The 19739-nt window shown below is 59.8% G+C and carries 13 protein-coding genes; 8 read left to right on the top strand and 5 right to left on the bottom strand.

The window, feature by feature from the left end; all coding sequences use genetic code 11:
• Nucleotides 1-130: 130 nt before the first annotated feature.
• The 3 genes from kdsB to Pan181_RS00975 all read left to right on the top strand — a co-directional run bounded on the left by kdsB (nucleotide 131) and on the right by Pan181_RS00975 (nucleotide 2225).
• Nucleotides 131-904 carry a 3-deoxy-manno-octulosonate cytidylyltransferase gene (gene kdsB / locus Pan181_RS00985; RefSeq protein WP_145245061.1) on the top strand — a complete coding sequence of 258 codons (774 nt, stop codon included), beginning with the start codon at nucleotides 131-133 and terminating at the stop codon, nucleotides 902-904.
• 112 nt (nucleotides 905-1016) lie between these two features.
• Nucleotides 1017-1454, top strand: a complete 438-nt coding sequence (locus Pan181_RS00980; RefSeq protein WP_145245060.1) for a zinc ribbon domain-containing protein — start codon at nucleotides 1017-1019, stop codon at nucleotides 1452-1454.
• Nucleotides 1455-1481: 27 nt separating this feature from the next.
• On the top strand, nucleotides 1482-2225 hold the full coding sequence (locus Pan181_RS00975; protein ID WP_145245059.1) for a YqjF family protein: 744 nt from the start codon (nucleotides 1482-1484) through the stop codon (nucleotides 2223-2225).
• Here Pan181_RS00975 and Pan181_RS00970 read toward each other — a convergent pair.
• The 5 genes from Pan181_RS00970 to Pan181_RS00950 all read right to left on the bottom strand — a co-directional run bounded on the left by Pan181_RS00970 (nucleotide 2205) and on the right by Pan181_RS00950 (nucleotide 11824).
• Complete coding sequence (locus tag Pan181_RS00970; RefSeq protein ID WP_145245058.1) at nucleotides 2205-3413, bottom strand: hypothetical protein; 1209 nt, start codon at nucleotides 3411-3413, stop codon at nucleotides 2205-2207. The genes Pan181_RS00975 and Pan181_RS00970 overlap by 21 nt on opposite strands.
• A gap of 68 nt (nucleotides 3414-3481) precedes the next feature.
• On the bottom strand, nucleotides 3482-4609 hold the full coding sequence (locus Pan181_RS00965) for a peptidylprolyl isomerase (protein ID WP_145245057.1): 1128 nt from the start codon (nucleotides 4607-4609) through the stop codon (nucleotides 3482-3484).
• 87 nt (nucleotides 4610-4696) lie between these two features.
• Nucleotides 4697-7960: a transcription-repair coupling factor gene (gene mfd, locus Pan181_RS00960; protein ID WP_145245056.1), complete on the bottom strand. Its 3264-nt coding sequence runs from the start codon at nucleotides 7958-7960 to the stop codon at nucleotides 4697-4699.
• A gap of 414 nt (nucleotides 7961-8374) precedes the next feature.
• Nucleotides 8375-10003 carry an SPFH domain-containing protein gene (locus Pan181_RS00955; protein ID WP_145245055.1) on the bottom strand — a complete coding sequence of 543 codons (1629 nt, stop codon included), beginning with the start codon at nucleotides 10001-10003 and terminating at the stop codon, nucleotides 8375-8377.
• A 60-nt stretch (nucleotides 10004-10063) separates the two neighbouring features.
• The gene (locus Pan181_RS00950) at nucleotides 10064-11824 is read right to left on the bottom strand and encodes an SPFH domain-containing protein (protein WP_145245054.1); all 1761 of its coding nucleotides are present in this window, start codon (nucleotides 11822-11824) and stop codon (nucleotides 10064-10066) included.
• A gap of 708 nt (nucleotides 11825-12532) precedes the next feature.
• Here Pan181_RS00950 and Pan181_RS00945 point away from each other — a divergent pair.
• The 5 genes from Pan181_RS00945 (at nucleotide 12533) to Pan181_RS00925 (ending at nucleotide 19176) form a co-directional block, all read left to right on the top strand.
• Nucleotides 12533-14902 (top strand): ABC transporter permease, encoded by a 2370-nt coding sequence (locus tag Pan181_RS00945; RefSeq protein WP_145245053.1) that lies wholly within the window; start codon nucleotides 12533-12535, stop codon nucleotides 14900-14902.
• A gap of 41 nt (nucleotides 14903-14943) precedes the next feature.
• Nucleotides 14944-15438, top strand: a complete 495-nt coding sequence (locus Pan181_RS00940; protein ID WP_145245052.1) for a molybdate metabolism regulator — start codon at nucleotides 14944-14946, stop codon at nucleotides 15436-15438.
• A 59-nt stretch (nucleotides 15439-15497) separates the two neighbouring features.
• Entirely contained in the window at nucleotides 15498-16745 is a 1248-nt protein-coding gene (locus tag Pan181_RS00935) for an efflux RND transporter periplasmic adaptor subunit (RefSeq protein ID WP_145245051.1), read from the top strand.
• A 92-nt stretch (nucleotides 16746-16837) separates the two neighbouring features.
• Nucleotides 16838-18109, top strand: a complete 1272-nt coding sequence (locus tag Pan181_RS00930; protein WP_145245050.1) for a hypothetical protein — start codon at nucleotides 16838-16840, stop codon at nucleotides 18107-18109.
• A gap of 176 nt (nucleotides 18110-18285) precedes the next feature.
• Nucleotides 18286-19176, top strand: coding sequence for a serine/threonine protein kinase (locus Pan181_RS00925; RefSeq protein WP_231943715.1), 891 nt, complete (start codon nucleotides 18286-18288; stop codon nucleotides 19174-19176).
• The last annotated feature ends 563 nt before the right edge of the window (nucleotides 19177-19739 follow it).

Here is a 19739-nt window from a genome sequence, read left to right as displayed (position 1 = left end):
CGAAGTCGGGCACACGCGTATGTAGTCTCAATCGGCGATAACCGCCATGCTAGCAGTAGCAATTCCTGCCAGCATTCAACTGATAAATCGATCTATGCAAGATTCGTTAAATCTGTTACCAAAACTTGTTATGAACACTTCTTATCTTGCTCCCCGAAGCTACGTTGTAATCCCAGCTCGCTTGGGCTCGACCCGTCTGCCTCGCAAAATGCTGCTGGCCGAAACGGGGATGACACTTATCGAACATACCTACGCTGCCGCTTGTGGTGCCCGGTTGCCCGATGGGGTGGTGGTAGCCACCGACAGCCCGCTGATCGCCGAAGTGATTGAGCGTTCGCACGGCGATGCGCTGATCACCAGCCCTCAGTGCGCCAGCGGCACCGACCGCGTGGCCGAAGCCGCCGCCGCGTTGCCCGATGCCGACATTCTGGTGAACTTGCAAGGGGACGAACCCGAGATGGCCGCCTCGGCGGTCGACCAGGTGATTGAACTGCTGCACGCGAACCCCGACGCTCCGATGGCAACGCTGGCCACCCCGATTCGCGACCCTGCTCAGCTTACCGACCCCGCGTGCGTGAAGGTGGTGTTCGACGACGCCGGCCGGGCGATGTACTTCAGTCGCAGCGCGATTCCGTTCGTCCGCGATACTGCGGAGTTCGACATCAAGTCCGAACCGCCGCTGTACTATTTGCATCTCGGCATTTACGCCTACCGCCGCGACTTCCTGCTCAACTTGGCGAAGCTCCCGCCGAGCCGCATTGAACAGGCGGAGAAACTCGAACAGATTCGCGTTCTGCAAGCGGGGCACTCGATTATTGTGGGTGTCACCGAACACTCCAGCAGCGGCATCGACACGCCGGAAGACTACGCCGCGTTCGTGGCTCGCTGTCGCCGCGCGGCTTGAAGAGCAGCAAGGCAAGATTCGCCGCTCGCGAGCGAATACCCTCTCGATTTGCCAAGCCCGACTGCTTGAAGTAGTTTGGGCGGTAGTAGTTTCGTTTTGAGGGAATGCTCCGTTGCGTAGAAAGTCTCGATATCGTGTTCGCCAAGGTCCGGTGCCATCGTGCATGGGGGCGATCGTCGGCGTGTTTGTCGTCGCGTTCGGTTTTATCTGGACCGCTGCTGCAGTGAACATGGGCGCCCCTTGGCCGTTCGCCCTGTTCGGCATTGTGTTCATTTGCTTTGCGATCTGTGGCATTGTGTTCAATTTAGTGAATGCGACCAGCGAAAAGGGAATCGCCGATATGGAGATCATCCATACCGAAGACGATCCCTACGAGCAGTTGCGGCAACCGCCGGTCGAGTCGTTTGCCGACCACCAGTACACCGATGCCCCACAGGCGTCGCCCGACGAAGCGGGCTTCGTGCCCCCCGAGGGAGGCTTCTGCCCGTACTGCGGCACCCGCCTGAAAGGCGATTACACGTTTTGTCCCCATTGCGGTCGGCAGAAGTAAACAACGTAGGAATCTGGAGCACGGTCGATGCGAGTTCCTGACCTTCAAGATGTTTCGCATCGCTCCTGGCCTTGCCCTCAGTCGGCCTGGACCTGGCAACAACGTTGGTACGATCTGGCGTTCGTGCACTGGCCGATCGAACCGGCGGCGTTGCGTCCGTTGATTCCGGCAGCCCTCGAACTCGACACGTTCGACCAGACTGCCTGGATCGGCGTAGTGCCGTTTGCCATGCGTATCCGCCGGCGGGGGATGCCTGGCTTGCCAACTGCTTCGTCCTTTCCTGAAATCAATGTTCGTACGTATGTAAAACACCTCGGCAAGCCGGGCGTGTGGTTCTTTAGTCTCGACGCGGCCAGTCGGCTCGCGGTGTGGGGCGCGCGGTGGTGGTTCCACCTGCCGTACTACCTGGCGAGCTTCGAGGTCACTCACCAAGACGATACGGTGGTGTACCATAGTCGCCGGCGCGAGCAGCCAGCGGCCGAGTTCTCGGCTCGCTACCGACCGACAGGCCCAGTGTTCCAGGCGACGCCTGGTTCGCTCGAGCACTGGCTGGCCGAGCGATACTGCCTTTACAGCCATTCGCCGCGCGGCGAATTGTACCGTGGCGAAATCCACCACGGTCCGTGGCCACTACAGACCGCTGAGGCCGAGATCTCAGCCAACTCGATGCTCGCCCCGTTGAGGCTCCAACCGCACGACACGCAACCTCTGGTGCACTTTGCCCAGTCGATCGACGTGGTCGCGTGGGGGCTAACGGTAGCGAGCGGGTGATTTCACTGCGTTCGGCATACTCCACTGACTCACCTTGGGAGTCGTATCGTAAACCGTCACTTCCACCTGGCGGTACTCATCTTCGCCGAGCGAGAGTCGCGGAAGAAGGTTCGTAACGAACCGTTCGATGCCAAGCTTTACCTCCTTGGCAGCGGACTCTTCTTGTTCGGCAGTAAGCTTATCGTTCTCGGTTCTTAAGAGGGCAATCTCGCGAACGTAGTCTCGCGGAATCGCAATCGACGCGTGCAACTCCTTCGGCTGATACTCTTCTGGGCCGCTCATAGCGCCCTGGGCACTCACCTCGACCTTCACTCCAGCAATGTAGCTGAGCCCCGACTCGATTCGCTTTTTGTACGAAGCTTCAAACTCCGCTCGTGCTTGCAGCGAAGGAGTAAGGGGACGTGGGGGTGCGGAAGGTTCCTCCTCTTCAGAGACTAGATGCATCTCGCCTACTTCATAGGCAAACTTGATCACGTCTTGCTCGTACGATTTCGGCACGCAGAGCTGAATGCGTTGCAGTCCGATGGCTCGTACTGGGTGATCGACCGATCCAAGGTCGTCGTATTGGGCTTGTAAATCGCTTTGCAATCGCTCCACCGCTTGTGTGACCGTGGCAGCGCTCGTTCCCCAGCCGTGGTACTCTTTCAAACGGAACGTCAGCCATTTTCGGCCAGCGTCATTCATGCACATGTTTGGTAGATACCCCTGCTTCATTTGCGCGCCGTTGGCGATCGCGCCCCCCTCGGCGACGGTCCCCTCGACCAACGCGAGGGTTTCCCCGCGGGTGGTGAGTGGGCTCTGGGGAACCAGCAAACCGATGGGCGAGCGGCCATCAAGCGGCTGCACCTGGCAGTCGAGCAAACTACCGTCGTACACTCCGTGCTCCGGCAGTTCGACCACGAGCCTCACGGTCACCAGATGCCGAGTCGGGTCGATCCACTCTGGCAGCTCGTCACCGATCCCCTGCTGGTTGATCGAGTTGAGCCAGGCCGAAAGCTCCACCGCGCTTGGTTTGATAGGATTGTCGTGAGCTACGATCGCAGCGACATCGACCGCTGCGGCGAAGCTCTCCACTTGCGGAACATGCATCGTCTCGAGTTCAAACAGATCTCGAAACCGAGCTTCCTGAGCAGCAGCAGCAGTGCTGCAGACGAGCAACACAGCCACGATCGTCATTGCGTTACGCATGGTGGGCCTCCTGGTTTAGCAATTTGTATTGTTCAATCGCACGAGACCCACGCTTCGTCGCTTGGCGACTATCGCCGCGACTGTCCGGGCTGCGTGAGAAATGCCTCGGCGGTGGTATCGCCGGAGTAGATCGTCCAGATGCGGGTCTTGCGGCGCAGCTGGCTAATGAAATCCTGCACCTGCGTGTTGAACTGTTCGTTCATCATCTTCTTACGAATTTCGTCTTGCACGTCGGCAAAGGGAGTGCTGCCCTCTTCGCGACGTTCGACCACTCGCACGATGTGCAGCGCGGAACCCGAATCGATAATCGGGCTGAGTGCTCCGACTGGCAGGCTAAAGATGGCGTCGTCCAACTTGGTGTCGACCAGCGAACCCTTGGTGGTCCAGTCGTACAGCCCACCTTCGCTGGCGTTAAATCCATCGGAGTACTTCGGAGCAAGCTCCGCGAAGATCGGCGTGCCAGCGGCGGGATTTTTCTGAGCCGCTTCGAACGCCAGGTTGCCCGCTTCCACGATCTTCTGCTGGGCCGCTTGTCGCGAACTCCCGCCCGCGTAGCTCACGCTCAGCTCTTCCCACTTCACTTGAGTGGGGAACGAGTACTCTTCGAGGTGCTCCTGGTAGTACTCCGAAAGCTGGGCGTAGGTCGGTTTGTCGACCTTCACCTTGTTCTGTACCCAGGTGCCGACGATTGCCTGTTCGACGTAAGCTTCCTTGCGTTCGGTCAGCGAGGTACCAAGCTGGGCGAGCTTCACTTCCAATTCGGTCATCGACGTGGCGTTGACCATCTTCATCAGTCCAGGCACGGTACCGGGCTGATCGCCGGTGGTGCCGCCGCTGTAAAACGGTTCGTCCAACTGCTTGCGAATCGACCCCATGTCGGCCATCTGTGCTTCGCGGCGGAAGTCGGCATAAATCAGCTTGGTATCGATGTACTGCCGCAGCTGACTTTCGATGATCTGCTGCCGAGTTTCGTCGAGCTGATCGGGGGGAATCTGATTGATGTTGTCGGCAATGATCATATTCACTTGCCATAACACATCGCTCACCAGCACCACCTGATTATCGACCCGCGCTATCACCTGGCACGCTTGCAATTTGCGCGGGCCAGCTGGCGAGGAATTCGACGCCGGAGGCTGCTGGGCGAGCACCAACGGCGAAACAACAAGTGCGATGAGCAGTGCAATGAGTCTGATCACGACGTACAACGCATTCCGGAGATAAGGGTTTTACAAGCCGACGACCCATGCGGGTCGCCTGCGGCGATAACAACAGGGCGGCAGAGTTTAGGCAGCCACGGCGGCTGGCTGCAAGAGCGATTTGATCTCTGCCAGCAGTTCGTCGGGCGAACCGTCGGGGTTTTCGAGCAGATAATACGCGCTCACCTGGTCGGCAACGCGCAGTCGACCGCCGGCGCGTTCCACTAGCTCACGCAGCTTCACTCGATTGCCATACGCTAGCACCACGTACCGACCATCGCGGTGCAGCGAGTGAATGCCCCACTGGTGCGCCCAGACCCGCAACCGACCTCGCTCGAGCAGGCCTTCGACCAACTCCGGCAGCGGGCCGAAGCGGTCGACCAGCTCACTCGCAAACTCGGTGAGCCCCTCGATCGACGTGATCCGCGCCAGCCGGCGGTAGAGATCGATCTTTGTCCGCGAGTCGCTCACGTACTGCGGCGGCAAATACGCTGAGCCCGGCAGGTCGATGTTCACGTCAATCACTTCCGGCGGCGGCAGATTCTTGAACTGCCGCACTGCTTTTTCGAGCATCGCGCAGTACATCTCGTAACCCACTGCAGCGATGTGACCACTTTGCTGGGTGCCTAGCAGGTTGCCAGCACCGCGGATCTCCAGGTCGCGCATCGACAGGGCGAAGCCGGCCCCCATCTGGCTGAACTCCTCGATCGCCCGCAACCGGCGCGCCGCTTCCGGCGTGAGGTGCCGGTTTTCGTCGACCAGCAGATAGCAGTACGCGCGATGCTTGTACCGCCCCACGCGCCCGCGAAGCTGGTGCAAGTCGGCCAGGCCGTAGCGGTCGGCGTCGTCGATGAACATGGTGTTCGCGTTGGGAATGTCGAGCCCGCTCTCGATAATGGTGGTTGCTAGCAGGATGTCGTACTCCTGGTTCACAAACTTCACCATCACTTTTTCGAGCTCTCTTTCCGCCATCTGACCATGGCCGATGCCGATGCGGGCTTCAGGCACGATTTCGTTCAGCCGCTCGGCGACGGTCTTAATGTCGTGCACTCGGTTATGCACGAAGTAGGCCTGGCCGCCGCGGTTCAATTCGCGAAGCAGCGCGCTGCGGATTAGCTCGCCGTTGAAGCGGGTGACGCGAGTCTCTACCGCCACGCGATCGGCCGGCGGGGTCTCGAGGTTCGAAATCGATCGCACCCCGAGCAGCGACATGTGCAGCGTGCGGGGAATCGGGGTCGCGGTCATCGTCAGCACGTCGACCACGGTTCGCATGGATTTGAGCCGCTCTTTGATCGCGACGCCAAACCGCTGTTCTTCGTCGATGATCAGCAGCCCCAGGTTCTGGAACTCCACGTCTTTCGACGCCAGGCGGTGGGTGCCGATCAGGATGTCGACTTTCCCTTCCTTGGCGGCCGCGATGGTTTTGCGTTGCTGGCGATCGGTGCTGAATCGCGAGACCGAGGCAATCTCGTAGGGGAACTCGGCCATCCGCTCGCGGAACGTGCGGCAATGCTGCTCGGCCAGCACCGTGGTCGGTACCAGCACGGCCACCTGGTAGCCAGCGTCGACCGCTTTGAACGCCGCCCGCATGGCCATCTCGGTTTTGCCGAAGCCGACGTCGCCGCAGAGCAGTCGGTCCATCGGCCGCGGTTGCTGCATGTCGGCCTTGATGTCGACCACCGCCCGCAACTGGTCGGGCGTTTCCTGGTAGGGGAAGGCCGCGTCGAACTCTTTTTGCCAAGGGGTGTCGTCGGGGAAGCGGATGCCAGGGCGGGCGTCGCGTTTCGCAGCCAGTTCGATCATCTCGGCCGCCAGGTCGTGCACCGCCTTTTCGGCCGCCTTCTTGTGCCGCGCCCAAGCCTGCCCGCCGATCTTCGCGAGGGCCGGCTTCAGCTTCTTGCCGCCGACGTATTTCTGCACCAGCTCAATGCGGAAACTCGGCACGTAGATGCGGGTACCGCCGTCGTATTCGATCTCCAGGTGCTCTTCGGAGCGACCTTCTTTCTCGAGCAGCTTGATGCCACGGTAGCGACCGATACCGTGAGCGACATGCACCACCAAGTCGCCTTTTTTCAGCTCCAGGAAACTGTCGATCGCCCGACCTTGGTAGCTTCGCGTATTGCGAGCCACGCTGGCATGGCGATGGAACAACTCGGCCGACGAAAGCAGCACCGTTTGCCGCGTGACGATGCGAAATCCTTCGTGCAATCGGCCGATCACGAAGTCCATTTGCTTTTTCTTGAGCAAGGGACTGCCGGCAAACAGTTCTTCGAGTCGTTGGATCTCGGCCGGCGTTTCGCACGCCAGCAGGACTCGCTCGGTGCCAGCGACGCTTTCCAGTTCGTCGCGCACCTTCTTCAGGTCGCCGCTGAAACGCTCGACGCTCTCGAACCCGAGATGGCAGGTAGTTTCGTAGGAGCCGCTCGGGATGCCAGCCGCGGTGACCGACGGAAACTTGTAGATTTCGGCCAGCGTGGTTCGGGTGCTGTGCAGCTTTTGCGGCGAGTCTTGTCGCTCGTGAAAGTAGCGTCCCTCCTCATCGATGTCGGTCGGCTCGACCAGCACAAACCAGCTACCCTCGGCAAGCAGCGACGTTAAATGCGACCGGGCCGACGAGTTCGCATCGAGCAGCGTGACGTCGAGATGCTTCAGCGGGTCGTGACTCCGCTGCGTCGCAACGTCGAACTCGCGGATCGAGTCGATCTCGTCGCCGAACAGTTCGATGCGGGCGGGCACCAGCGCGTCGGGGGGGAAGATGTCGACAATGCCACCCCGCACGGCAAACTCGCCGGGCAGCTCGACGGCCGACGTGCCATGGCACCCCCGCTCGCTGAGCCACTCGGCCAGCTCTTCGAGGTCGATCGTGTCGCCGACCGAGATACGACGCGTGCAGCTGGCCAGCGTTTCGCGATTCGGCACCGGCTGCATGAGCGCCTGGATCGAGGTGACCACCAGCTTGGGCGGCGTGTCGTCGGCAGCCAAGTGCTTGACCACCCGCAGCCGCTCGCCTTCGATTTCGTCGATCACCACGGTTCGCGAGGTGTTCGCTTCGCTCGGACGGAACGACATCACTGGCAACTTGGTGAATAGCTCCAGGTCGTCGGCCAGGGTGTCGATGGTCGCAGGACGCGGGGTCACGACGACGAGCGTCGCGGGGCAGTCGCTTGCCAGGGTGGCCGCGACCAGCGCGCACGACGACCCCCAGACACCGCCCAACGTGGCGCTGTGCCCAGCCAGCAGACTGGCCTGCACGTCGGCGAAGCCTTGAAGTTGTTCAAGCTCGGCGGTCAGCATCTCCAGGGCCCCCCGATTGGGAGCCGGCTGGTCAGCGACCACAGGTTTATCGTCCATGGTTACCAGCAATTGTAGCGCGGCGACATCGCATCGCCTAGCGGAACCGACCACGGGGTGCCGCCAGGGTGGTTTTGCCCCCAAATGTCGGAAAATCGATGGGTGGGGGCAATTCTTACGCCGACATCGGTTGTCGTAAGTTCTTTTTCAGTAATGGTTTGCGAATAGCTCATCGGTCGTAAGTGGAAACTCGTTTTGCCCCCTGGGGGCTTTATTTCGGGCAGGCTGTTCAGGTCACACACGCATGTTCATGCGAACACGTAGTGTACCACATTGGGTGGCCATTTCCTAGCAAAACCGCCGGCTTTGAGGGGAAAGCGGGGCAGCTAAATGAGAAAGCCGCACTGCCCTCCCCAACTCATGGGGGGAGAGCACTGCGACTATTGGGTTCGAGTTGGCCGGCTTTCCAGCGAGCTACTTCTTCGGGCTCGCCGGCTTCTTGGTGGGTGCCGGCGCGGTGTTGTCGATCGGCAGCATCGCGCGGACTCCGAAGCCGCCGTCGCTTTTGCTCATGTCGGTCCACAGCGTGCCAGGACCGGCGTACAGCAACTGCAGCTTCACGTCGTCGGGCAGGCCGGAAGCGAAGACCCAGTTGTTATAGGCTTCGGGCGAGCCGAACGCCTCGACGGCCAGGCGGAAGCGATCCGACGTGGCTTCTTCTACCAGCTTCTTGCCTTGGTTCTCGGCTTCGCCGAGCACGCGTTCGGCCTCGGCTTCGAGGGCCGCAGTTTCCTTTTCGATGGCCGCGATCTTACGAATCGTCTCGGCGCGAATCGTTTCGGCTTCGCGATCCCCCTCGGCATTGCGGCCAGCGACTTGCTTCTTGGTATCGACTTCCACGGTGCGGCTGGCGAGCGACACCTGCTCTTCCGATTCGCGAAGCTTCGCTTCTTCCTTCGCAGTCAGTTGCTCTTGCTCGCGGGTCAGGGTGAGTTCGTCGGCAATGAACGACATTTGGATCGGCTTGCGAACCTGTTCGGGAATGTAAACGTGGCGAACCAGACCGTACAGCAAAGTGATTTGCTTGGCGTCGAGCACACGATGGAACTCCGCGAGGCTCTCCTCCTGGTACTTCTCGCGATCGTCGCCAACCAGCAGCTCGACCGCTTTATACTCGGAACCACGATTGCGAAGGATCGACTCGATCTGCGGCAGCACGATTTTCTCTTCAATCGCTTTCACGTTGCCGATGGTGCGAATCGCATGCGGTGCCTGATCGGGCATCAGACCCCAGATCGCGGTAAAGTCGAGATGCATCGAGAAACCGTCGCTCGAGGGAAATTGAATGCCGCTGTCTTCGTCGGCGATGACTCGCTCGCCGTTTTCGTCGACCACTTCGTTGCCTTGCGCGTCGCGCTTCACTTCCACCTGAATCGAGTTGTAGCGGTAGCCGACTTCGACGATGTCGATGTTTTGCTCGCGACCGTTAATCAGGTAGATGCCGGGCGGCAGCACTTCCTTGGCGATGCCGGCCTTGGCGCCGGTCAGCTTGTTGCTGGCTAGGTTGGTAACGACGCCGACGTAGCCAGTGGGAATCTCAACCCAGCCTGCCTTCTTCTCGCTATTGCCCGAGGTGAACTCCTGCAGCTTGACCTTTGTTACTTCGTAACCGTAGTCGTTAATGCGATACCGCCCAGGGTGCAGCACTTTGCGGAGGATGCCTTTGAACTTGGTAGCGCCGATGTCGCCGTCGACGAGAAACTCGCCATCAGGCAGGTCGTCGCCGAGCTTGCAAGTTACTACACCGACTTCGCCGGGGAGAATCACCACGTCGTCGATCACTTCGCGTTCCCACCAGACCGGGCAATAGAAGTGACGGCCAGGCCCGCGAAGTTTCGCGAGCACGCCGACCTGCCCTTCTTCGGCCCAATGGCCTGGTTTCGCGCGTTCGTTCTTACCAAACAGGATGGCCCCCTTGTAGCGGAGTCGCAGGCTTTGGCCATCCTCCACATACACCCGGTTCACGCCCCACTCCACGATAAACCACGCGGTGAGCGATAGCAGAACCAGAAAAACAGCTAAGGCAGATAAAAGTCGATTCATTTGTTTGACCTCGCTCGGGGAACGAGTAGATAGTGTGCTTTAGTGATTGGATGCGTCGCGCTACTCAGCCGCCGGTACAGGCGTTTCTGCTTCGGCGGGAACTTCGTCTACTGCGGCAGAAGATTCCTCGACCGGCATCACGGCTGGCGGAGCTTGCTCCACTTCAGGACTTGGTGCGACGGGTTGGTTTGCTGCGGGAGGAGCCGCTACCGCGCTGCTGCCGAACGATTGAAAGATGTCCATCAGCGGCGAGTCGGCCGTGTTGGCCATGATGTTGCGATAACCGGGAGCGAGCTTCTGGTACAACACGTAACGAGCGTAGGCGTCGCCATTGTTGCCGAGGGCCTCGACCGCCTTCCGCCAACCCGCGGCGTCGGCTTCGTTCTCGTACCCGATCACGGCCGCCTTGGCGGTGGCCCGGGCCAGCAAGGCTTCGGCTTCGTCCTTGGCCGCTTCGAGCTTTTGCTCGGCGACCGCCTTATCGCGATTGGCCGCTTCGAGGGCGACTTGCTGTTCTTCCTTGGCGAGGGTCACGACTTCCACTACTTCGCGATCGGCACCAATCACTTCGCGTCGTTGTTCGATCAACGCTTTTTCGGTCGCAAGCTTTGCTTCCTGCTGTTGTTGAAGAATCTGCTGCGTGTACTGCTTTAGCTGCTGCGCGCTGACTTCGCGGTCGCGAAGCGGCTCGGCAATCGCTTGCGGCGGTTTAATCTTGGTGATCAACGCCTGCACGATCTCGATGCCTTGCTCCTTGCAGGTTTTGGTGATCGCGTTCTGGAACTCTGCCTGGAAAGCGGTACGGGTTTCGCCGCCGATCAACTCGCGAGCCGAGGTATTCGAACCACGCAACCGGCAGAACGCCCGAGCGTTGGGCATGATGACCTTGTTGATGATTTCCTGCGAAATGTCGCTGGCTCCATCTTCGTCGTTGGTCACGTCGTTGTAAGTAACGTAAGTCTCGGCGGCGGTTTCGGGCACCACGCGAAACTCGATAATGCCGTCGAGCGAAATGGGAAAACCATCCTTCGAGGGAAAGGTCATGTCCATGCCGATCGACAGGTTAAACCGCTGCGAGCGGGTGTCGATGGAGTTGATGCGATAGAGATAGGGATTCAGATAATAGGTCTGCGGGTCGAGCGTTTTCTCTTGCGGCCCGCGGAAGCCTTCCTCCACGAGCAGTTCGTTGGGATCCTCCGGCATCGGGCCAGCCAGGTTGGTGACAATGCCTTTGTAACCAGCGGGAATCACCTTGGGGTCCCACAGCTCGATTACCTCGACAAAGTCGCTACGATGCCGGCGGTTGCCGCCGACTTCTTGCTTGGTCACCCGATCGATCACCATCGCATTGAGGGCATACCGACCTGGTTTCAGCACCTCTTTAATAATGCCCTTTTGATTCTTGTCGAACGCAATGAAGTGCCCGTAAGGAAGGTCGTCGCCATACAGCCGCACCCGCACGCCCATCTTGTCGGCGGGGATCTCGACCATGGGGTAGACTTTCCAGTCCCAGGTATAAGGGTTCTTGAAGTACCGCCCTTCGGAGAGCACCTGCATCTGCAGTCCCTTGTGGTCCGCATCGGCGGCCACTTCCTGCGAGTTCTCCATGTTGATGCCGGTCTTGCGGGTAAGCACCGCGATGTGCCGCGCAGGCACGTTGATCCGACAGTTCGTATACACGAACCAGGCAAAGCCCATCAGGAACATCAGAAACAGCACGATCGCAATCGGGCCAAGCTTCACTAGTTTCTTGAGCAGGGTATTGGTCGGGCCGTCGTTGTCGGAGTCCATAATGATCACGTCTTTGTCGTTATCGTCCATCGTAGCGATCCATGAAGAAGGTGATTCGCACAACAACCAAGGCTGATTTGCGGAAATTGCTACCGTAGCGTAGCTTCCGCTTTGCCGAAGAAGCTGCGTGTGACTGCGTATTCGTCGAGGTCGGGAGAGTATTGCCGAAAAAACTCGCGCTCACCGAGTCGCTGGCAGCGCCATTGACCGCTGCCCTGGCGAGTAGCCCTCTCCCCATCGACTGAAAAGCCGACAGGCCCCCCGGCGGTGGCAGCGGTTGTACTGATTGTTAAGATTCAACGAGTTCTGCTTGCTAGCGTCCGATCGGTCTCCATTTTTATTACGGTAGTGGGTCGCAATGGCCATCGCCACACCACCAAAGTCAACACCTGTACACTAACACATTAGGTGGCCATTTCCCAGCGAAATCGCGGAGGTTCGTGGGGATTTCTTCCCCCGGCGACAACGCCTGCGAACAACCGCCGACGGTTTCGGAGCAACATGTCTTAAATGACCTGTAGGTTGGACTTCGTCGCAAAAAAGTTGCGCTCTACGACATCCTCCAGCACCGAACTCGTCGGCCACGACGAACTCGGGTAGACTAATGCAAGTTGCACCTCCATGTTCTGTAGTGGCGGCGGACTGTCCCGCGGCTGACCAACAACTCACTGGAATAGTAACTTTGATAACGCTCGAAAGGCCCCTGCCCCCGAGCCCCTTTTACCCGCTCCTGTCGCGATGCTAAGTTCCCTCGACCGCAAGTTGCTTCGCGACCTTCGCTCGCTGTGGGGGCAGGCCATTGCCATTTCGTTGGTGATTGCCTCCGGCGTGGCGACCTTTGTGAATTCGCAGAACACGCTTCGCTCGCTCGAATCGACCCGCTCGGCATTCTACGAACGCTCGAGCTTCGCCGAAGTGTTTGCCAGCGTGAAGCGCGCGCCCGACTCGCTCAAAGGCCGCCTGGCCGAGATCCCCGGCGTCGCGCGGCTCGAGACCCGCATCGTCGAAGGGGTGAACCTCGACCTCGAGAACGTGAACGAACCGGTGGTCGGGCGACTGATCAGCGTGCCCGACACGCGCAAGCCGTTGCTCAATAAGCTATACCTCCGGCGCGGCCGATGGCTCACTCCGGGCGCGGACGACGAAGTGCTGGCGAGCGAGAAGTTTGCCGACGCGAACCAGTTGCAGGTGGGCTCCGAGATTTCGGCCGTGATCAATGGCCGGCTCAAGAAACTGCAAGTGGTCGGCGTGGTGCTGTCGCCGGAGTACGTGTTTCAGATCAAACCAGGCGATCTGGTGCCCGACGCCAAACACTTTGGCGTGCTCTGGATGAATCACGAAGCCCTGTCGCAAGCGTTCAACATGGAAGGGGCATTCAACGATGTTTCGTTTGAGCTGCTGCATGGCACGAATGTCGACGAGGTAATTTTTCGCACCGACGAACTGCTCGACCCCTACGGGGGCAGCGGCGCGTACGGGCGCAAGGATCAGATCTCGCACATGATTCTCGAAGGGGACATCAACGGGCTGAAGACCACCGGGCTGATTGCGCCGAGCATCTTCCTGGGGGTCGCCGCGTTTCTATTCAACGTGGTGCTCACCCGCATGCTGAGCCTGCAGCGCGAACAGATTGCCGCCCTCAAGGCGTTTGGCTACACCAACCTCGACATCGCCTGGCACTACATGAAGCTGGTGCTGCTGATCACCTGCGTCGGCTCGGTGGTCGGCACAATCGGCGGCACCTTTCTGGCTGGCATCGTCACCGAGCTGCTCGCGCGGGTATATCAGTACCCCGAGATCTTCGTGAGCGTCCGCTGGAGCATCGTCGCCCTGGCAGTCACGGTGGCCTCGACCGCTGCTTGCGGAGGTGCTGCGGGGGCCATCTGGCGAGCGGTTCGCATTCCGCCGGCCGAAGCGATGAGGCCTGAGCCGCCGGCCAACTTCAAACCGACGTTCTTCGAGCGGCTCGGCATCGGCCACCACCTGCCGAACGTCGCCCGCATGGTGGTGCGTCAGCTCGAGCGTCAGAAGATCAAAACGTCGATCTCGATCTTTGCCATCAGTTTGTCGGTCGCCATCATCGTCGTAGGGCAGTACATTCAGGACAGCATCGACTTTGTGATCGACTCGCAGTACTTCCGCATGCAGTTGTTCGACGTGCAAGTGACCACGGTCGAACCGCTATCGACCGACCTTTCGTACGAGTTGGCCAACATCCCAGGAGTGATGCAAGCAGAGCCGATGCGGACCATCCCCGCGCGGGTACGCAACGGCTCGCGGTACCGCCGCACGGCGATCCGTTCGCTGCCGACCGATGTGTCGCTGCTGCAACTTATCGACCGCCATCTGGAAAGCTGGCAGCCACCGCCGTCGGGGCTGATCGTGTCGAAGAAGCTAGCCACGATGCTCGAAGCCGAGGTCGGCGACTACCTGACCATCGAAACCCTCGAAGGCAAACGCCCCACGATTCGGTTGCCGATCGTCACGATACTCGACGACCTGGCGGGGCTGAACGTCTACATGAACCTGACCGAACTTAATCGCCTGATGCGCGAAGGCCCGCGGGCGACAGGCGCTTATCTGCGTGTGGATCCCAACCAAGCCGAGAACGTTTACAACGAACTGAAGCACACCCCGCAAGTGGCGGCCGTGAACGTGAAGCAGCATTCGCTCAACAGTTTTCAAGACACGGTGTCGAAGAACCTCGGCACGATGAAAACCATTAACCTGACGTTTGCCGTGATTATCGCGCTCGGCGTCGTGTACAACGGCGCTCGCATCACGCTCTCGGAGCGTAGTCGCGAACTGGCAACGCTTCGCGTTATCGGTTTCACCCGCCAGGAGATTTCGGCCATCCTGCTCGGCGAGCTAGGCACAATCACCGTGCTGGCGCTGCCGCTCGGCATGGGGCTCGGCTGGTGCTTTGCTTACTTCCTGTCGACCTTCCTGGCCGACGAAGAAGCGTTTCGGTTTCCCTTTATCATCGAACGATCCACCTACGCCTTGGCGGTTTCGGTAGTGCTTACCGCTTCGCTGGCGTCGTCGCTGCTGGTTCGCTCGAAACTTGATCACTTAGACCTCATCGCGGTGCTGAAGTCGAAAGAGTAGGATAGTTGCAACACGAACTTACGCCGTGAGGTACAACCACGATGTGTGACGAAGAACACGATCCATTCAACGAACCAGAGCTTGCCCACCCGCGTGCGCGGGAACTAATGACGGACAATCTCTTCTGGGATTGTGCCGACGAGGGCAATCCTTTTGGGAGCGACGAAGGATTCGACGCCTACTATGAATGGCGACGTTGGAGAAACGAACATCCCACCGCACCACTCACCGAGTGTTTCGACTGGATACTCATGGGACAACTTGCCGCTTACAACGACTCGCTGACCACGCCAGAACAAATAGCAAAAGATCTTGCTAATCCTGAAGGTGCCTTACTCGCGGACAGTTACGACCTGATCACCTTGGACACCACGATGATTGCAACTGGCTTGGGGCAGCTGCTCGACGAAGGCAAGATCGATATCGACGCCAAGAAGTACCTGAAGACCGCCATCACACGACAACGCTATCTGCAGACCGGCCCGCTAGAGGAAAGCACGCTTGATGTTATCGAGCGCGTAGTGGAAGCCGCTTAGTGCTGCAGTTCAGCAAATCCCCCATCCTATCGCAACGATTACTCTACCCCCTTCGCACGATGAAAAGTTGGCTCACCTGGTTCTTGATTTTGATCGCGGTCGCCCTGGTTGGAGTGATTGGCTATAGCTTGTTTGTACCTGAGCCGGTGAAAGTGGACGTGGCCAAGCTCGATAAGGGCACCGTGCTCGTGACGGTGGACGAAGATGGCAAGACCCGCATTCGCGAAAAGTATGTAGTGTCGTCGCCGCTGATGGGGCGGTTGTTGCGTATCGACCTCGACCCTGGCGATCCCGTGCAAGCTGGCGAGACGTTGCTGGCGACCATCGAGCCCCGCGACCCCGAACTGCTCGACGCCCGAACCATCGCCCAGGCCGAAGCCCGCGTGAGCGCAGCCCAGGCGGCACTCGATCGCAGCGAGCCGCTTCTCGAGCAGGCCCGCATCGAGTTGAGCAACGCCGAAACGCAACTGGCCCGCGCCCGAGCGACCGCCGAGGTGATCTCGGCCAACGAGCTAGACGACGCCGAAGCCCGCTTCCGCACCGCGAGCGAAGGGCTGCGGAGCGCGAAGTTCGCCAAGTCGATCGCTCAGTTCGAGCTGCAACAAGCCGAGTCGGCGCTGCTACGGTCGCAGCCGCGCGAAGACGACAACGCTGCTCCCACCAGCGAAAACGGCAACGGCGGCTGGAACCACACCATCCGCTCCCCCATTACCGGGCGGGTGCTTCGCGTGATGCAAGAAAGCTCGGCCGTGGTGACCGCCGGCACGCCGCTCTTGGAGCTTGGCGATCCTCACGACCTGGAAGTAGTGATCGACGTGCTCTCGAGCGACGCGGTAAAGATCAAACCCGGCGCAGCAGTGATGTTCGAACACTGGGGTGGCGACAAAGTACTCAACGGACGCGTGCGACTTGTCGAACCGAGCGGCTTTACCAAAATCTCGACGCTTGGTGTCGAAGAGCAACGTGTGAACGTAGTGGTCGATCTGACCGATCCGGTCGAAGAGCGACAAACCCTCGGCGATGGTTTTCGGGTGGAAGCTCGCATCGTGGTAGCCGAAGCCAACGACGTGCTCCGCGTGCCGGCCAGTTCGCTGTTCCGCCCCGACACTGGATGGGCGGTGTTCGTGCTCGAGGAAGGTCACGCAAAGCAAGTACGCGTAGAAGTCGGCAATCAGAACGGGCTCGAGGCCGAAATTACCAGCGGGCTCGAACTCGGCGACAAAGTCATCCTGCATCCCAGCGACAAAATCGCCGACGGAGTCGCAGTGCAGGAGCGGCAAGGCCGAGAGGTTAGCCTGAGCGAGTAACTTGCGAGCGGAGTGAGCGCGTGGGTACCCTGGAGCAAAGCAGACTGGCCTTCGATGGCCACGCGACTTTTCACGCCCCGGGAGCTTCACCGATGATCGACCGCCGAACCATGCTGGCCCAAACCGCAGCTGGCCTCGCTGGATTGTATGGTAGCTCGCGTCTGCTGGCCGCCGAAGCGTCGCGCGACTTCCCTCCGGTTCGCACCATCACGCAAGGTCCCAAGCATCACTGGTTTGGCTACTACGACAAATGGCAGTTCGACCCCACCGATCGATACGTGCTATCGAACCAGGTCGACTTCGAGCATCGCTCGCCCCGCGCTGGCGATACCATTCAGGTCGGCATGGTCAACACCGAGCAGGGGGATCACTGGATCGAGCTCGGCAAGAGCCAGGCCTGGGGATGGCAGCAAGGTTGCATGTTGCAATGGATCCCTGGCACCCTGCACGAGGTGCTGTGGAACGATCGTGAAGCCGACCGCTACGTCGCCCGCCGCAAGAACGTGATCACCGGTGAGCAATCCACCCTGCCCCACCCGATTTACACGATCAGCCCCGATGGCAAGTTTGGCCTGTCGCTCGACTTCGCCCGCTTGCAGCGCATGCGCCCGGGCTACGGTTACGTGGGCCTCGACGACCGCCATCCGGAGCAACTCGCTCCGGCCGACGAGGGAATCTTCAAAGTCGATCTTTCGACCGGTGAGTCGACGCTACTGGTGTCGCTCGCCGACGTGGCGAAGATCCCCTTCCAAGGCAGCACGCTCGACGATCGCTGGCACTACTTCAATCACCTGCTGGTGAGCCCCGACTCGCAGCGGTTCATCTTCCTGCATCGCTGGCGGGCTCGGCACCCGGAGACCGGCCAGCCGCATGGCGGTTTCACCACTCGCATGTTTACCGCGAACATCGATGGCAGCGACCTGTACGTGCTCGATCCCTCGGGCAACACCTCGCACTTCATCTGGCGCGATCCTCAGCACGTCTGCATGTGGACGCACCCAACGGGCCGTCGGGCTGGCTACTACGTGTTCGAAGACAAGACCTCGAACATCTCGCAGGTCGGCGAAGGGCTGCTCACCCAGAACGGGCACAACACCTACCTGCCTGGCACGAACAACGAGTGGATGCTTTCGGACACCTATCCCGATGGCAATCGGAATCAAAAGCCGTTCCTGTTTCACATTCCGACGAGCCGATTGGTGCCGCTCGGCGAGTTTTATTTGCCGCCGGAGTACCGCGGGGAATCTCGCTGCGACACCCACCCTCGCTACAGTCGCGACGGTCGCACGATTTGTATCGATTCTCCCCACACCGGCAGCGGCCGGCAGCTGCATCTGATCGACGTCAGCGAGATTATTGGCTAAGTTCTCGCCGCGCCGGGAAGTGTTCCCCAGGCCGGATGCCGGCCGATAAGCTAGATTTTTAGAGCATTTATCCCCGCATCGGCGGCTCGTGAAGGGCTGCCAAGTTATTGCCCCGTTTCTCGGCGGCTGGGTATATTGGATGCTTACGACGATTCACGGAACACACTCCCCCCAGCTTGAGGCTCTCCATCGTGGGACTTGGCGACTTTTTCAAATCGATACTCGACGGCGGCAAGGTCGACGTCCAAAAACGTTACCAATTCATGCGCGAAGCGGTATCGGGCACCATGAGCGAGTTCTACATGGCTCGCGACCGCCAAACCGATCAAATGGTAGGGCTGAAGATTCTCGACCTCGGTAAAACGCAGACCCTCGAGTCGCGGTTCAAGGGACTCGACAAACCGACCGAAGGCGAAATCGCCAGCTCGTTCAACCACCCCCTCATCGTGACCACGCTGCAGTACGGCATCACCACCAAGAACCAGCAGTACATCGTGATGGAGTTTCTCGATGGCCCGGGACTCAACTCGCTGATCGTCGGCAAGAGCCCGCTGCTTGATGGAAATCGGCTGACGCTAGTCCGACAGATGGCCGAGGCCCTGAAAGTGGTGCATGACGCGGGCTACATTCACCGCGACATCTGCCCTCGTAATTTCGTCTGCAGCAAAGACGCCTCGTCGCTCAAGCTGATCGACTTCGGGCTGACCGTGCCGGCCGAGAAACAATACATGCAGCCCGGCATCCGCACCGGCACGCCGAACTACATGGCTCCTGAAGTGGTACGTCGGCGTCCCACGGACCAGCGGCTCGACATTTTCGCACTCGGCGTATCGATGTACGAGCTTTTCGCGTTCGAACTCCCCTGGGCTCGTGGCTCCGATGGCATGGCAGCCATGTCGCACGGGGCGTCGGCTCCCCCGCCGATCCGTCAGTTCTATGAGAAAATCGACCCTCGCTTGGAAGCGGCGATTCTCAAATGCATCGAGTCGGAACCAGACAAACGCTACACCAACGTCGGCGACTTTCTTAACGCGATCAAGATGCTCAAAAGCGAAGACGCTGCGTAGTGCGGGTTACTCGCGCAGCGAGACAGTTCGCCTGCCACCATTGGAAGAGGCAAATCGACTATCACGCGCGAGTTGAGAATCGAGTGAAGATAGCAGCGACGCATCGAGAACAGCGATGCGAACTCAAGAAGATTGCTGCGAGAAACAGAGGAGACCTTTGCTCACGCAGGCGTTGCAATCGCTGAGCATGGCCTATATAAAAACACAGGCCCTTGCCGCACAAATAGAGGCGACAAGGGCCTTGCCGTTATCCAGCCGGAGCGCCTGCGTGCGAAAGCAACGACGAGCTACTCGTGTTAGTTGAGCGCTGCCCTACAAGGCAGTTGAGTGTGCCTACTGCCGAGCGATGTCGGCCTTTTTCGCGAGGCACGTGCGTACGATGCAAAACTCAACACGAAAGCAAGGCGAGCTGTTCGCCGAGGCGACCAAGCCTACTTCGCTTGGTACAACTCCTTGTGTCAAAAAAACCACTGGGACAGAAAAGTGACTGTTTGAGGCATGCTAGCAGTAGCTCTCGCTACCGAAAGCTCAGCCTCCCCAGTGCCTGTAAGGCGGATCTTCCA

This window comes from Aeoliella mucimassa (assembly GCF_007748035.1).
GTDB lineage: Bacteria > Planctomycetota > Planctomycetia > Pirellulales > Lacipirellulaceae > Aeoliella > Aeoliella mucimassa.
Note: the sequence above shows the minus strand (reverse complement) of the source record. Positions and strands in the feature narration are given on the sequence as shown.

Coding starts and splice junctions, on each gene's coding strand:
- Pan181_RS00940 (WP_145245052.1), top strand. CDS start 14,944: ATGTGTGACGAAGAACACGATCCATTCAACGAACCAGAGCTTGCCCAC.
- Pan181_RS00975 (WP_145245059.1), top strand. CDS start 1,482: ATGCGAGTTCCTGACCTTCAAGATGTTTCGCATCGCTCCTGGCCTTGC.
- Pan181_RS00950 (WP_145245054.1), bottom strand. CDS start 11,824: ATGGACGATAACGACAAAGACGTGATCATTATGGACTCCGACAACGAC.
- Pan181_RS00955 (WP_145245055.1), bottom strand. CDS start 10,003: ATGAATCGACTTTTATCTGCCTTAGCTGTTTTTCTGGTTCTGCTATCG.
- mfd (WP_145245056.1), bottom strand. CDS start 7,960: ATGGACGATAAACCTGTGGTCGCTGACCAGCCGGCTCCCAATCGGGGG.
- Pan181_RS00970 (WP_145245058.1), bottom strand. CDS start 3,413: ATGCGTAACGCAATGACGATCGTGGCTGTGTTGCTCGTCTGCAGCACT.
- Pan181_RS00945 (WP_145245053.1), top strand. CDS start 12,533: ATGCTAAGTTCCCTCGACCGCAAGTTGCTTCGCGACCTTCGCTCGCTG.
- kdsB (WP_145245061.1), top strand. CDS start 131: ATGAACACTTCTTATCTTGCTCCCCGAAGCTACGTTGTAATCCCAGCT.
- Pan181_RS00930 (WP_145245050.1), top strand. CDS start 16,838: ATGATCGACCGCCGAACCATGCTGGCCCAAACCGCAGCTGGCCTCGCT.
- Pan181_RS00935 (WP_145245051.1), top strand. CDS start 15,498: ATGAAAAGTTGGCTCACCTGGTTCTTGATTTTGATCGCGGTCGCCCTG.